The following is a 13,715-nucleotide window of genomic DNA, read 5'->3' on the forward strand; positions in this document are numbered from 1 at the left end:
AAAGAGCGATCGCTCTGAAGAATTACCGCTTTTTCACCGGACACTCTTCTTAATTTATCTACGTCGCTCTATCCGCTCAAGTACAATATCTTTCAGTATCATATAAAGGATTAATAAAAATAAAAGAAATTGCCCAAATTGTAAAACTGGATCTAAACGCCAACCTTGCAAAAATAAAATTATCCCGGAAATTAGCAGCAAACTTCTTATAATTGCAGATACAAATTTATCTAATTTTAAAATTGAGGCACTCAAGTTATTTCTTCATCCGGATGCTGCACCTTTAATTAAACTTAGATAGGTTATAACCAGAATAATATATATTATCCCTAAAATCGATGCTGAATTTAAACCAAAATTTATCATTTCATTAACTCCTTTCTAATTTTAAATAAAATCACTATAAATATCTTTGATAATTATGCAAATAATGACCCCTGTTAAAAGAAATTGTACAAACTGAAGGATTGGGTCTAAACGCCAACCTTGAGAAAATAAAATAAAGCCACACGAGAACATTATTACTGGTAAAAATACGATTTGAATAACATAAATAATTAGGGACAAAACACTCGTTTGTCTTGAACGTTTAATTATTAAAATAATAGCTATTATCGGATAAATTCAACCGATAATCCAATACATTAAACCAAGTAACGAGGCTAAATTTAAACCGTAGTTAACCATTAAGCGCACTCCTTTTTAAGAAAAAGCTAAAATAAACTACGTCAGATTTTCCTAAAACTTAATATATCTTATTGCTAAGAGCAGACACTAGAAGCAATCCGATTTGAGCTGTAGATGCTAGCCCTTCAGATCCCCGACTTCTTTCTCGAAGTCGGGGATCTCTTATTCACGAATCATTTAGGATTGCTATAGAAGCGATCGCATCTACATACGAATGATGAATAATTCCGAAACAAAATCCTGGGAAGAAGTCCGCATCGCCTTCAAAAAAATCTGGGGATATGATGATTTTCGACCTCCACAAGGAGAAATTATTCGCAGCTTGTTGCAAAAGCAAGATGCCCTAATTGTGATGCCAACGGGCGGGGGAAAGTCGATTTGTTTTCAACTCCCGGCGCTTCTGCAAACGGGACTAACGTTAGTGATTTCGCCCTTGGTAGCGCTAATGGAAAATCAAGTGCAGGAATTGCGCGATCGCAATTTACCCGCTGCCTTGTTGCATAGCGAAGTGCCAACTCCCCAACGACGGCAAACGCTGCAAACTCTCGAACATTTGAGATTATTGTACTTATCCCCAGAAACGCTGCTGAGTGCCCAAGTTTGGGAAAAGTTGTGTCAACCAAAACTAAAAATTAACGGCTTAATTCTCGATGAAGCGCATTGCTTAGTGCAGTGGGGAGAGACATTTCGACCAACTTATCGACGACTGGGAGCGGTGCGACCGGCGCTGCTAAAATTAAAGCCAGCTGGGACTAAAATCGCGATCGCTGCTTTCACTGCCACTGCCGATCCCGCAGCGCAGCAAACCATCCAACAAGTCTTACAACTCCAACAGCCAGCGGTTTTCAAAAATAGCCCCTATCGGCAAAATCTACACCTGAAAGTGCAAACCATTTGGACACCTAGAGGACGCCGCCAAGGGTTATTGAAGTTTATTCAGGAAAGACCCAAACAAGCAGGGTTAGTCTACGTCCGCACCAGGCGAGATAGCGAAGAATTAACTCAGTTACTTAGCGATCGCGGTTATGCGACAGCAGCTTATCACGCGGGGCTGAGTCCAGAGGAACGCCGCTCCATTGAAGCGAGCTGGCTGAGTGATGAAATGCCTTTTGTCGTGTGTACCTGCGCCTTCGGTATGGGGATTAACAAACCGAATGTCAGGTGGGTTGTTCATTTTCATTCGCCTTTGCTGCTTTCCGAGTACGTGCAGGAAGTCGGGAGAGCTGGACGAGATGGTAAATTATCTGAAGCGCTAACCTTGGTGAGCGAACCGACGGGGTGGCTGAACCCGGAGGATAAGCAAAGACGGGAATTTTTTGCGGGAAAGATGCGATCGCAATATCAAGAAGCTCAGCAACTCGCATCCAAACTCCCACCAAAAGGGGAAGTAACCGCCGTAACCAAACAGTTTCGAGACGGTGCTATAGCGCTTGCTCTCCTCCATAGTGCTGGACAATTGGAGTGGCAAGATCCCTTCAATTATGTTCGGCGTTCGGTTGGAAAATCTCGCTCTTTTGGGGAACTCAGTAGCCAGCAGCAGCAAGTTCAGTCCCAGATGGCGCAATACCTAAACACGCGACAGTGCCGTTGGCAGTTTTTGTTACAGGCTTTTGGCTTCACCCAAGAGGCAGCTGGCTGGCGATGCAGACACTGCGATAATTGCGCTCGACGCTAATCTTCGGAGTCTGTATCAGTTGTTAACCCGCTGCGAGCAGCGTAGAAGATGAAGTAGGTTTTCACTTCGGAATTGAGTCATGTTTATTCAAACTCATCGTCTGCTGCTGCGGGAATTTACGGAAGCCGACTGGTCTGCCATTTTAGCCTATCAATCCACGCCAGCATATCAACGCTTTTATCCAGAGGTCGGGCGCACTGAGGCAGACGCTCGCGCCTTCGTTAATCGCTTCCTCCGGTGGCAGCAGGAAACGCCCCGATGGAGGTATCAATGGGCAGTCGTCCGGAGACAGGACGGACTGATTGGTAATTGCGGTATTCGCAAAAGCGATCGCGATGCCTCAGAAGCAGAAATTGGGTGTGAATTGGCTCCCGAACACTGGGGGCGAAATTATCCTGTTGAAATGAGTCGTCCGCTACTGCAATTTGGCTTTACAGAACTTGGACTGCATCGCATTTATGCACGCTGTATCGCTGAGAATAGAGGGGCGGTGTCATTGGCGCAGAAGCTTGGGATGACCGAAGAAGGTCGCTTGCGAGAGAATGTCAGCATCCGGGGACGGTGGCATGACACGCTCGTATACGGCATCTTGAAGCAGGAATGGGAGGCGATGGTTGAATAACACCGGAACACGGACTAAGTTAAACTTCTTGAGGCAAAAGTCTTTTCTTTCTTCTTCATGGCTAGAGCCAAGGGCTTGAAACCCTGTCTGCTGAGGATGCCAACTTCTTTTTTACTGAGTCCTCAGTCCTCACTCCTCAGTCCTCACTCCTCACTCCTCAGTCCTCAGTCCTCAGCCCTCAGTCCTCAGTCCTCACTCCTCAGTCCTGAAGACTTTTTCGCTCAAAAGGCAAAAGGCAAAAGTAAAAATTTACTTTTGCCTTTTATAGACCCTAGACTTTAGTTGAGCGACGACGAGAGGGCTTATTCTCTCGCCTCTCCCGATCTTGGCGACGGCGATCGCGCCATTCTATCAGCGTCAGATAGATAATGCCCCCAGAAACCACCGTTAACAGGGCGAAGGTAGAAAAAGCCAGAACAGTCAGAACAGAAGTTTCCACAATGCTTTTAGAAGCCGTTACGACCCCAAATGACCATTGAAATCGACCAAGTAAACAAAACCAAAACTGAAACCCAACCGAGACTCAAAATATCCATAGTTGTATGTAAAGATAAGTGCCCAATAATCACTCCAGCGCCTATCATAATTCAATTTGAGGCATCTATGGCAGACCTCGGCGAATGACGAGGTCGCCAAAAAAACCTTTAACTGAACTAGGAGCGATTTTCACAGGATATTGCACGAGATGGTTGATCGGCTTGAGCGAATAGAATCTATCAAGGCAGGAACTGTTGCTGCTTTGTCTTTTTTCCTGGGTTATGGCATTGCTACCCTGAGCAATATTCTCGTGCTGTCGGAGCAGTTTGAGACACTCGCCAATCTGAAAGTCACGAATGGCGTTCACTTTCTAGTGAGTATGGCGATCGCTCTTTTGAGCGGTTTTCTGTTTGGCGTCACCTACCGCTATATTATTCGAGAAGACCCCAATCCACACCTCAGGACTGGCGCAGTGTTTGCCTTTGGGTTGGTGCGGGGATTAGGGCAAGTGGAGGCTGGGTTAAATTTCCCCGATGCCTTCTGGTCGTTTGGGATTCTAGGAGGAGAAAGTATTTTGCTATTTGCGATCGCTCGTCTCCTCCTCGACTGGACAATTCAGCTAGGCTGGGTAAAACCGTTTAAGTCAAGCTAAATTCCGCAAACTCTGGTTGCCCATACATCATATTTCGGTCAACCGCTGAGAGGATTTTCTGGTTCGCAGCATCAGAATTAAGACACTGGCAAGTCAACTGCGCGACATCCGCGCGATGAATCGTCCCCGCAACTCGCGGATCTTCCGTCAAAACGCCATTGCCAGTTGCTGGTTCAGACTTCAATCCGCCGGGGCGGATAATAGTGTAAGTCAGTCCGCTGTCAATCAGATACTTCTCGGCTTTCTCCTTTTCAATTAACACTGGCTTCAGCGTTTCTAAAGCTTGTGGAGGGATAGCCCCGACACTATCTCCACTTCCAATCGAAGAAATGAGAATAAACTTTTTTACCCCTGCTTTCACAGCAGCGTCAATAAGATTTTTGTTCCCCAAAAAATCAGCTCTTTCGCCGTCTTTGGGTAAACCGCCGATGGTGCTAATCGCAGCATGAATCGGTTCGTCTCCTAAGATTGCCTGCTCAACCTCGGCAACATTTAAAGCGTCTCCCATCACCCCTTTAATTCCCATCGCTTCCAATTCGGCAGCAGATGCTGGCGATCGCAACAATGCCTTCACCTTCTGGTTTTCCTGTATTAAGTAGTTGGCAATTTCTCGACCAACGCCCCGACTGGCACCCGCTAGAAAAATATAGGATTCACTTGTCATCTTAAATTTCTTACTGTCCTAACTTGATATTTCATATTTTGCCGTAATTAGGGCGAAGAAAAAATGTAAAATTCCCAAACCTATTCTTCAATTTTGCATTTTTAATTTTTAATTTTTAATCTTCTCCTTGCCACCATCACCAGCCAAGATTGAGCTTCACAGGGCAATCCTGGGGGACGATAGTAGTGGTGGAGAATCTCAAAATCAGCTTGTTCTAGACAGGGTGCCAAAGTTTCATATTCCCACCCAGAAACAAAGCGATAGCCGGTTGGACGAACGCTATAGCCTTCGCTATCTCCACGACAAATAGAAATAATAATTGCACCGCCAGGAACCAGCGCTTGATGCAAATCCTTCAGCACTTTCACCATTTGGGAATGAGGAACGTGAAGTAGCGATGCATTCGCAAAAATCCCATCAAAGGTTTCTGGCGGCAGATCGAGATTGAAAAACGACTGCTGCCAAACCTCACAATCCACAGCCTGTCGTGCCATTTCCACAAACGCAGGCGTTGCATCCAAGCCAATCACAGTATGCCCTTGGCGTTTGAATGCCAGCAAATCTCGTCCGGGACCACAGCCTAGATCGAGGATTTTACCCGGATTTTTAGGCATCGCCGCTACCAAGGCATCACGATTTTGGGAAACATCGTGAGCCCAAGTTCCCTCCCGAAACGATTCTGCTGTCGCTTGGTACTCCGCAATTGTCAGTTGCTCGTGTTCCTGCATCCTTCGCCTTGCTCAAACCTAATAGAATCTTACTATTCTCTATTTCCTCGTATTCTCTGTACCTCTGTGGTTTAAATTATGTTTCCTGGAGAAGTATTCGCCAACACCGCTGATTTTGACACTGGGATTCGCCATCTGTTGCCACGCTATGACGAAATGCTGGATGCGATTGCCCTCTGTCTACCCTCTAGCACCAAAGCTATCCTAGAACTCGGCTGCGGCACCGGCGAACTCAGTTTAAAAATCCTCAACCGCTGTCCTGATGCCCAACTGGTTGCTGTAGATTACTCTCCTCGGATGATCCAGTTTGCAAAAAAGAAAATCCACGCAGCAGGCTATGCAGACAGGTGGACGGGAATTGAAGCCGACTTCGGAGATTGGGCGAATCATGCGTTGGAACTGGGAGAAAGCTTTGATGCCTGTGTCTCATCCTTGGCAATTCACCATCTCAGCGATGAAATGAAGTTGAAATTATTTCAGCGGATTGGTGAAAGCCTCAATCCAGGCGGCGTCTTTTGGAACGCAGATCCCATCCTGCCGGAATCACCAGTGATGCAGGAAATTTACCAAACGGCGCGGGAAGAATGGACATTGCAGCAAGGAACAACGCTGGCAGAAATTCGCGACAAAATTGGTAAGAGCAATCCTCAAGGTTACTCTAGTCAAGATCAATTAGCGACTCTAACCTCCCACTTAGAAATGCTGACAAATTCTGGGTTTACTACAGTGGCTATTCCTTGGAAATATTACGGTTTAGCCGTATTTGGCGGCTTTGTAGGATAAGCTTTTAACCCCAATTTATGGTTGGAAATCCTTATCTAACTCTGTCAATGTGAGAAAAAAATCTGGTAAATCATGCCAATTCGGCAGAATTTTATCTTCGCGTCTTCGTGGTTTAAAAAACAATTTTTGAACTACGAAGACACAAAGCACGCGAAGAAAACCCTCGTCTTTCAACTGACACCTTGAGGGCGGTAGTAATCCCAATCTTACTGCTGTAATGCTTGAGTACCTTTCTTTGCCAAAATTGCTGAGGATAAGGCTGAACGCTTACTTAAAGAAAATAGGTAAGGAAATTTTATCTTTTTTGTTAGCTCGTACAACAGGATTGGTAATATTAGACTAAAAATAGTTACCAGAATGATATGTAAAACCACATGATTGATGTGAAGACCTTTTTGGAGGAATATTCGAGTCGCTCCCATTGCTAACATATGAGCTAAATAAATGGGCATCGATAAAAAACCCAGGTAGCGAATAATATCTAATTTTTTGGTTTCTGCCAAGTAGAAAGATATGCCTAGGGTAACTATGATTCCTCCAGATGCCATAAAAAATCTAGTTCCTGGTTGTTCGCTTAAACCAAATTGTAAAAGTGTCATTTGAAAGATGACAAATATCAGCGCGATCGCGCCAATTTGCTGCTTGTTCAATTTATACAAGGTACTCGGAATATTTCTCAAGTCGTTGTGCAACCAGCGTGCCACAGTTACCCCAACGACGAAAAACACAAACATACTCATGAATTTAGTCAGAATTTCGCTAGGCGCATAGGGATTCAGCAAGTAAATTAAAATAGAGAAAGAAAGCAATATATATAGATTGATAAATTTTCGAGCGATCGCAAAGACTAAATAAGACGCAAATAAAACATATAAGAACCAAAGAGTAATTAAAGGAATGGGGTTAAAAGCCATGTAAAATGGTAAATCTTTAAACTGCAATTTAATGGGATTATTCGTGTAGGTTGACATCAAAACCAAAATACTACCTTGGATAACAGACCAAAGTAAGTAGGGATACACAATTGTATTGAATTTATCCCCCCAGAATTTCTTGTTACCCTTCAATAAGCTTTTTTCTACAAATAAACCGGAAAGAAAAAAGAAAAGTGGCATATGAAAGCTAGAAATAAAATTAAAAGAGTAATCATGAAATAAATCATGCATTCCCATTCCAGCATTTTTTAAATTGGTCAAAACATGGACATAGACAACTAAAATGATGCCAATGCCTTTGGCATAATCAATCCAGTCAAGTCTAGTGCATGATAACGGTTCCGGCTTGCTTGGTAAAATTTGTAATTCTTCGACAGGCTTCATAATCTTGGTAGTTCCCCTTAATTGCAGTGCTGCATAATTCATGGAACCAGCAATGCCTGTTTTATAAAGTCAAGGATATAGCTTCCGTAAAGACTACAGAAATCCGATATTTCCGTTGTCATGCTACGTGCAACTTCTTTGCAAGTTCCGCAGCGAGTCAGACGAAAAAATCAACCCTCAGCTAGATCCGGGCAGACACACCTTCAGGTAACAGCACTTCTAAACTACTATCTTCATCTGGATAGTAGAGAGAGGTCAGCCCTAAGATAGATTTTTTTGTGAAGAAAGTATGTAGTCTATACCGGAGAATGATTTAATAAGCACTCCCAGCCAGTACCCTCGTATCCAAAATGGAAGCTTTCGGGATGCAGAATTTCGGCTAAGATTTCCAGAGAATCTACCAAACGGGGACCAGGACGGTTGAAGTAGGCGTTACCATCGGTGATGTAAACTCTGCCGGTTTGTACCGCTTGTAAGCTTTGCCATTCAGGACGTTGGAGTAGCGGCATTGCCTCAGCGCGAGTGCGGTTTAAATCGAAACCACAGGGCATGAAGATGATCGCAGTGGGGTCAGAGATGGCGATCGCTTCCCACTTCAACCACGGCGAATGTTCACCCTCAACACCGAACAGAGATTGACCTCCAGCCATTTTGACTAATTCAGGAATCCAATTTCCCGCTGCCATCAGGGGATCGATCCACTCGATACAGGCAACTGTAGGACGGGCGCTGTCAGGAAGTGCTTGCGTCTTTTGCACGCAAGCGTCGATGCGAGACTGTAACCCAGCTAGCACGGGTGGCGCAGCGATACCCAAGGCATCAGCGACTCGTTGAATATCTGCCCAGACATCGCTTAAAAAATTAGGCTGTAAGGAAATAATCTGCGGCTGAGAGTGCGTGAGCGTAGCAACCGCTTGCTCGACTTCTGAGAGGCTGACAGCACAGACTTCACACTGAGCTTGAGTCAAAATATGGGTGGGTTGCAGCTGTTCCAGAACGTCGGTTTTGACTTGGTAAACGCTCAACGCAGATTGCAACAAATCTGTAACGCGATCGTGAATTTCCGGACTGGTGCCTTCGGGGTTAAATTTGGGCTGGGTGCAGACGGGCAAATTTTGGATTTCTGGCGGATAGTCGCATTCATGCGATCGCCCGACAATCGCCTGAGTTAGCCCCAAGATCGCTAAAATTTCCGTAGCGCTGGGAATCAGAGAGACAATTTTTAGGTTTGAATGAGTCACTTTTCCAACTCCTTTAGCAGCCTCGATCGAGAACTCATCATCAATTCTTGCTATCAAACAGTTCCAGGATGGCGCTGACGCCGTTAAAGAAAACAGCTCCTTTGGTTAGGGCTAAACCACGAATATGCCTCAATCTCATTCTCGTCTACTTTCTTTCCTGCAAATCGCGTCTCCAGCTGCGATCGCGATCGCGTTTCCACTTGGGTGTTTGGTGATGCTCGATTGGCTGTTCGAGCTTCCTTTCCTCAAGAATGTATTTCCACAGCACTCCCACAGCGACATCGGGCTGGCAATCCTTGGAGTGATGAACGCGGTGGTTTTTGGCATCCTGGTTTGGTGGAATGATAAAGCATTAAAAACCATAGACTCCCAACGGCAACAAGCAGAAGAAGAACTGCGCCAACTCAATGCAGAACTGGAGGTGCGAATCGAGCAGAGTACAGCACAATTGAGGCAAGCCAACGAACAATTGGCAAGCGAAATTGCCGAACGCAAGCAAGCAGAGGAGACACTCTCCCACCGCCAGCAGGAATCCAAAGCCGTGCTTGAAAATGCGCCCGATGCGATAATGCGTCTTGACAGACAAATGCGTTATGTATATGTCAATTCATTTGTCGAGCGGAGCACGGCAATGCCAGCGCTGGCATTCATCGGCAAGACTCCTGAAGAAGCTGGCTCACCCAAAGAGTTGTGCCAGCTTTGGGAAGATACCCTGCGGATGGTTTTTGAAACAGGTCAAGAACAAGCGATTGAATTCCAGACTGTCACGGTAAACGGATTCCGCAACTTTCAATCGCGTGTGGTTCCGGAGTTCAACCAGCAAGGTGAAATCGAAACTGCCTTGGTTGTGAGCCGCGACATCAGCGATCTCAAACGCGCCGAGGCAGCTCTCCAAAAAGAACGAGAATTCTTAAAAGTATTGCTAGATAACGTAGAAGCCGGAATCGTTGCTTGTGATGCCAATGGTGTCCTAACTCTGTTTAATCAGGCTTCACGAGCATTTCATGGCTTGCCAGAACAACCGCTTCCGGCTGAGCAGTGGGCAGAATACTACGATTTATATCTGTCCGACGGCAAAACGCCTATGAAGCGGGAAGATATCCCGCTGTTTCGAGCGTTACAAGGGGAGCATGTCCGCGATGTAGAAATGGTCATCGCCCCAAATTCAGGCAAATTTCGCACCTTACTAGCGAGCGGACAGGCATTCTTTGATTCGCAGGGAACAAAGCTGGGTGCGGTTGTTGCCATGCACGATATCACTGAGCGCAAACGAGTAGAGGAGGCACTGCGAGAAAGCGAGGAACGGCTACAGGCGATCGTAGATAATTCCACAGCGCTGATTTATCTAACGGATACTCAACACAGAATTCTGCTGATCAACCGCAGGTGTGAAGATTTGTTTGACCTGAATAAAGAGCAGACGATTGGTAAAAGCTTGTACGATATCTGGTCGAATGCGATCGCCGATGCCTTTGTCAAGAATAACCAAAAGGTACTCGCAGCCCAAATTCCGATAGAAATTGAAGAAGTCGCCCCTCACGACGATGAGTTACACACCTACATTTCAATCAAGTTTCCCCTTTATGACGCTAGTGGCGTTGTTTATGCCGTTTGTGGAATTTCCACCGACATCACCGAACGCAAGCAGATAGAGGAACACATTCGCACCCTGAACGCCGATCTTGAGGAGCGAGTGAACGAGCGGACAGCAGAGCTAAGGCTGATCAACCAAGCATTGCAAAGTGAAATCAGCGAGCGTCAGCGGGCAGAAGAAGAACGCGCCCAACTCTTGCTCCGCGAACAGGAAGCTCGTGAATTAGCCGAAGCAAGCGAACAGCGCTATCGCTTTCTCGCTGAATCCATCCCGCAGATAGTCTGGACTGTAGACTCAGATAGTGATTTCGATTACGTCAATCAGCGCTGGGTTGATTACAGCGGATTAACCCTCTCACAAAGCCAGGGTGACGGATGGTTCTCTGTCCTACATCCGGACGATCGGCTGGTGTCGATACAGCGGTGCCATCAATCTGCGGAGGCGGGCGAGAGTTACGAAATCGAAAATCGCTTCAAACGGGCTGCGGACGGACAATATCGCTGGCACCTAACTCGCGCAGTGCCGATGAAAGATCCTACCGGACGAATCGTTAAGTGGTTCGGCACCTGCACAGACATCGACGACCAGAAACATACGGCGGAGGCGCTGCGAGAAAGCGAGGCGCGGTTGCAGGCGATTCTAGATAACATTCCGGCAGTTATCTACCTCAAAGACACTGAGGGCAAGTTTATTTTTATTAATCACCAGTTTGAAATTCTTTTTCATATTGATGGAGAAAAGGTTAAAAGCAAGACTGATTACGATCTCTTCCCCAAAGAAATGGCGGATGTATTTCGGGCGAACGATCGAAAGGTACTTGAAGCCAGAACTGCTGTGGAGTGGGAAGAAGTTGTGCCTCAAGATGACGGACTACACACGTACATTTCGACTAAGTTTCCCCTGTGCGACGCGGCTGGAGTTCCTTATGGAGTTTGCGGCATCTCCACCGACATCACCAAACGCAAACGAGCCGAGGAGGCATTACAAGAAAGCGAAGCTCGGTTTAGGCGCATCGTTGAATCCAACATGATTGGGATTCTCTTCTGGGATGTGTCAGGTAACGTTACAGAAGCCAACAACGCCTTCTTAGAGATGGTTGGGTACACGCGGGAGGATCTGCTTTTAGGGAAAGTGCATTGGAAAAAGATGACTCCTGTGGAATATAACTATCTCGATGAAAAGGGCATCCAGGAGCTAGCCGCGACGGGGATTTGTAGCCCCTTTGAGAAGGAATATATTCGTAAAGATGGCAGTCGCATCCCTGTTTTGCTCGGCGGTGCTGTGCTGGAAGGATCTCAAGATAAAGGTGTGTGCTTTGTCATTGACATCACTGAGCGTAAGCGGATGGAGGAGGCTCTCTTCAAACAAGCACAGGAACTCGCTCGTTCTAATGCGGAACTGGAACAATTCGCTTATGTAGCTTCCCATGACTTGCAGGAACCGCTGCGAATGGTTGCCAGCTACACCCAGCTTCTGTCTCGGCGCTACAAAGGGAGACTGGATGAGGACGCCGACGATTTTATTGATTTTGCCGTCGATGGTGCGAACCGGATGCAACGGCTGATTCAAGATTTGTTGGAGTATTCGCGCCTGGGAACGCGAAGTCGGGAATTTGAGATGGTGGATTGCGATCGCTCTTTTGAGGAAGCGATCGCAAATCTGCAAATTGCGATCGCCGAAAGTAATGCTACCGTTACCCACGATCCCCTACCATCGGTGCGGGGGGATGCCACTCAACTAGGACAGCTGTTACAGAACTTAATTGGGAATGGAATCAAGTTTCGTAAAGATGCCCCCCCCCAGGTTCACGTTTCCGCTCAAACAAGCGAAAATGAATGGGTCTTCTCAGTCCGCGATAACGGTATTGGGATTGCCCCGGCTCATCAAGCACGAATTTTTGTCATCTTTCAACGTTTGCACGCACGCGAAACCTATCCTGGTAACGGAATGGGTTTAGCTATCTGCAAAAAAATCGTCGATCGACACGGTGGGCGGATCTGGGTGGATTCTGAATGGGGACAGGGAAGTGTATTCTACTTTACAATTCCCAGAACAGGAGAGAACCCAAGGTGAATTTGGGTAATAGACCCGTAGAAATCTTGCTAGTTGAAGACAATGAAGGGGATATTCGTCTCACCCAAGAAGCATTTAGAGACAGTCAGGTTGGGAATCACCTGAATGTTGTGCGGGATGGTGTTGAAGCGATCGCCTTCCTCAAAAGAGAAGAAAAGTATGCCAATGCCGTTCGTCCCGATATTATCCTCCTTGACCTCAATTTACCGAAGCGCAACGGTATTGAAGTGTTGGCAGAAATCAAGCAGGATGACCAGCTTAAAAGGATTCCCGTCATCGTTCTGACCTCCTCCCAAGCCGAACCAGATATTCTCAGCAGCTACGATTTACATGCCAACTGTTTCATCAGTAAGCCGATTGACCTAGATCGGTTCCTGCGGGTGGTGCAGTCAATCGAGGACTTCTGGCTCACTATCGTCAAACTCCCCCCAGAATAGAAAAAGCGAACCAAAAAATATTTTTCTGCTCACTTTTAATTTCTCCTAGATTGGGCTTACAATGATAGTTTTGGTTAAAGTCTGAAGGGTACACAAGAGGAAGCTATATGTCCCGATATCGAGGCCCACGCCTCAGAATTGTGCGTCGTCTGGGCGATCTGCCCGGTTTAACTCGCAAATCAGCCCGCCGTGCATATCCACCAGGACAGCATGGTCAAGCCCGCAAGAAGCGCTCAGAGTATGCTGTCCGCCTAGAGGAAAAGCAGAAACTCCGCTTCAATTATGGCTTAAGTGAAAAGCAGCTGCTGCGTTACGTGCGGAAAGCACGTCGCGCCACGGGTTCCACGGGTCAAGCATTGCTGCAACTGTTAGAAATGCGTCTGGATAACACCGTTTTCCGGATGGGGATGGCTCCCACGATTCCTGGGGCGCGTCAGCTAGTCAATCACGGTCATGTGTTGGTGAATGGTCGTGCGGTGAATATTCCCAGCTATCAGTGCCGTCCGGGAGAGGTCATCAGTGTCCGAGATAAGGAAGGATCTCGCCGGTTAGTGCAACAGAACCTGGAATATCCAGGTTTGGCAAATATGCCCAGCCATCTAGAGTTTGACAAAACCAAGATGACTGGCAGAGTCAACGGCGTGATTGAGCGCGAATGGATCGCGCTGCAAATCAACGAACTGCTGGTGGTTGAGTACTACTCACGCCAAGCTTAAGATAGTTTTGAGTTTTGAGTTTTGAATAATTCAGGACTCATTCAAAA

The 13,715-nt window shown here is 46.4% G+C and carries 16 protein-coding genes; 8 read left to right on the forward strand and 8 right to left on the reverse strand.

Going from position 1 to position 13,715, the window contains the following annotated elements:
- Positions 1-54 precede the first annotated feature (54 nt).
- Entirely contained in the window at positions 55-255 is a 201-nt protein-coding gene (locus NC997_RS08765; RefSeq protein ID WP_199306177.1) for a Ycf66 family protein, read from the reverse strand.
- Positions 256-387: 132 nt separating this feature from the next.
- Entirely contained in the window at positions 388-519 is a 132-nt protein-coding gene (locus tag NC997_RS08770; RefSeq protein ID WP_242028904.1) for a Ycf66 family protein, read from the reverse strand.
- A gap of 385 nt (positions 520-904) precedes the next feature.
- Between NC997_RS08770 and NC997_RS08775 the strand changes: the two genes are divergently transcribed.
- The 3 genes from NC997_RS08775 to NC997_RS08785 all read left to right on the forward strand — a co-directional run bounded on the left by NC997_RS08775 (position 905) and on the right by NC997_RS08785 (position 3,266).
- A complete protein-coding gene (locus NC997_RS08775) occupies positions 905-2,362 on the forward strand; it encodes an ATP-dependent DNA helicase RecQ (RefSeq protein ID WP_190527570.1) in 1,458 nt (485 codons plus the stop codon).
- A 79-nt stretch (positions 2,363-2,441) separates the two neighbouring features.
- Positions 2,442-2,984, forward strand: a complete 543-nt coding sequence (locus NC997_RS08780) for a GNAT family N-acetyltransferase (RefSeq protein ID WP_190527397.1) — start codon at positions 2,442-2,444, stop codon at positions 2,982-2,984.
- A gap of 96 nt (positions 2,985-3,080) precedes the next feature.
- Complete coding sequence (locus NC997_RS08785) at positions 3,081-3,266, forward strand: hypothetical protein (protein WP_190527399.1); 186 nt, start codon at positions 3,081-3,083, stop codon at positions 3,264-3,266.
- Here NC997_RS08785 and NC997_RS08790 read toward each other — a convergent pair.
- Together NC997_RS08790 and petN are read right to left on the reverse strand one after the other, a co-directional pair.
- Positions 3,256-3,423: a hypothetical protein gene (locus tag NC997_RS08790; protein WP_190430644.1), complete on the reverse strand. Its 168-nt coding sequence runs from the start codon at positions 3,421-3,423 to the stop codon at positions 3,256-3,258. The two genes, NC997_RS08785 and NC997_RS08790, sit on opposite strands and share 11 nt — an antisense overlap.
- Before the next feature lie 7 nt (positions 3,424-3,430).
- A complete protein-coding gene (gene petN / locus NC997_RS08795; protein WP_190430645.1) occupies positions 3,431-3,520 on the reverse strand; it encodes a cytochrome b6-f complex subunit PetN in 90 nt (29 codons plus the stop codon).
- Between the two features lie 149 nt (positions 3,521-3,669).
- Here petN and NC997_RS08800 point away from each other — a divergent pair, with 149 nt between their 5' ends.
- Positions 3,670-4,113, forward strand: coding sequence for a hypothetical protein (locus NC997_RS08800; RefSeq protein WP_190414713.1), 444 nt, complete (start codon positions 3,670-3,672; stop codon positions 4,111-4,113).
- Here NC997_RS08800 and NC997_RS08805 read toward each other — a convergent pair.
- Positions 4,100-4,777 (reverse strand): SDR family oxidoreductase, encoded by a 678-nt coding sequence (locus NC997_RS08805; protein ID WP_190430646.1) that lies wholly within the window; start codon positions 4,775-4,777, stop codon positions 4,100-4,102. The genes NC997_RS08800 and NC997_RS08805 overlap by 14 nt on opposite strands.
- A gap of 101 nt (positions 4,778-4,878) precedes the next feature.
- Entirely contained in the window at positions 4,879-5,505 is a 627-nt protein-coding gene (locus NC997_RS08810) for a class I SAM-dependent methyltransferase (RefSeq protein WP_190527401.1), read from the reverse strand.
- Between the two features lie 78 nt (positions 5,506-5,583).
- On the opposite strand from NC997_RS08810, the gene NC997_RS08815 reads away from it, so the two are divergent.
- The gene (locus NC997_RS08815; protein WP_190527403.1) at positions 5,584-6,288 is read left to right on the forward strand and encodes a class I SAM-dependent methyltransferase; all 705 of its coding nucleotides are present in this window, start codon (positions 5,584-5,586) and stop codon (positions 6,286-6,288) included.
- Between the two features lie 206 nt (positions 6,289-6,494).
- Here NC997_RS08815 and NC997_RS08820 read toward each other — a convergent pair whose 3' ends face one another.
- Positions 6,495-7,649, reverse strand: a complete 1,155-nt coding sequence (locus NC997_RS08820; RefSeq protein ID WP_190527405.1) for an acyltransferase — start codon at positions 7,647-7,649, stop codon at positions 6,495-6,497.
- A 254-nt stretch (positions 7,650-7,903) separates the two neighbouring features.
- Entirely contained in the window at positions 7,904-8,848 is a 945-nt protein-coding gene (locus NC997_RS08825) for an ABC transporter substrate-binding protein (protein ID WP_190527407.1), read from the reverse strand.
- A 124-nt stretch (positions 8,849-8,972) separates the two neighbouring features.
- Here NC997_RS08825 and NC997_RS08830 point away from each other — a divergent pair, with 124 nt between their 5' ends.
- From NC997_RS08830 to rpsD, 3 genes are all read left to right on the forward strand, one after another.
- Positions 8,973-12,515: a PAS domain S-box protein gene (locus NC997_RS08830; RefSeq protein ID WP_190527409.1), complete on the forward strand. Its 3,543-nt coding sequence runs from the start codon at positions 8,973-8,975 to the stop codon at positions 12,513-12,515.
- Positions 12,512-12,952 carry a response regulator gene (locus NC997_RS08835; RefSeq protein WP_339380773.1) on the forward strand — a complete coding sequence of 147 codons (441 nt, stop codon included), beginning with the start codon at positions 12,512-12,514 and terminating at the stop codon, positions 12,950-12,952. Before NC997_RS08830 ends, NC997_RS08835 begins: the two co-directional genes overlap by 4 nt.
- Before the next feature lie 107 nt (positions 12,953-13,059).
- A complete protein-coding gene (gene rpsD / locus NC997_RS08840; protein ID WP_190414721.1) occupies positions 13,060-13,668 on the forward strand; it encodes a 30S ribosomal protein S4 in 609 nt (202 codons plus the stop codon).
- The last annotated feature ends 47 nt before the right edge of the window (positions 13,669-13,715 follow it).

The organism is Trichocoleus sp. DQ-A2 (genome assembly GCF_039961915.1).
Classification (GTDB): Bacteria; Cyanobacteriota; Cyanobacteriia; order Cyanobacteriales; family FACHB-T130; genus FACHB-T130.

What these genes read in the sequence shown, in the direction of transcription:
- NC997_RS08820 (WP_190527405.1), bottom strand. Translation starts at nt 7,649, where the DNA reads ATGAATTATGCAGCACTGCAATTAAGGGGAACTACCAAGATTATGAAG.
- NC997_RS08810 (WP_190527401.1), bottom strand. Translation starts at nt 5,505, where the DNA reads ATGCAGGAACACGAGCAACTGACAATTGCGGAGTACCAAGCGACAGCA.
- petN (WP_190430645.1), bottom strand. Translation starts at nt 3,520, where the DNA reads ATGGATATTTTGAGTCTCGGTTGGGTTTCAGTTTTGGTTTTGTTTACT.
- NC997_RS08775 (WP_190527570.1), top strand. Translation starts at nt 905, where the DNA reads ATGAATAATTCCGAAACAAAATCCTGGGAAGAAGTCCGCATCGCCTTC.
- NC997_RS08800 (WP_190414713.1), top strand. Translation starts at nt 3,670, where the DNA reads ATGGTTGATCGGCTTGAGCGAATAGAATCTATCAAGGCAGGAACTGTT.
- NC997_RS08780 (WP_190527397.1), top strand. Translation starts at nt 2,442, where the DNA reads ATGTTTATTCAAACTCATCGTCTGCTGCTGCGGGAATTTACGGAAGCC.
- NC997_RS08830 (WP_190527409.1), top strand. Translation starts at nt 8,973, where the DNA reads ATGCCTCAATCTCATTCTCGTCTACTTTCTTTCCTGCAAATCGCGTCT.
- NC997_RS08770 (WP_242028904.1), bottom strand. Translation starts at nt 519, where the DNA reads ATGTTCTCGTGTGGCTTTATTTTATTTTCTCAAGGTTGGCGTTTAGAC.
- NC997_RS08805 (WP_190430646.1), bottom strand. Translation starts at nt 4,777, where the DNA reads ATGACAAGTGAATCCTATATTTTTCTAGCGGGTGCCAGTCGGGGCGTT.
- rpsD (WP_190414721.1), top strand. Translation starts at nt 13,060, where the DNA reads ATGTCCCGATATCGAGGCCCACGCCTCAGAATTGTGCGTCGTCTGGGC.
- NC997_RS08815 (WP_190527403.1), top strand. Translation starts at nt 5,584, where the DNA reads ATGTTTCCTGGAGAAGTATTCGCCAACACCGCTGATTTTGACACTGGG.
- NC997_RS08785 (WP_190527399.1), top strand. Translation starts at nt 3,081, where the DNA reads ATGCCAACTTCTTTTTTACTGAGTCCTCAGTCCTCACTCCTCAGTCCT.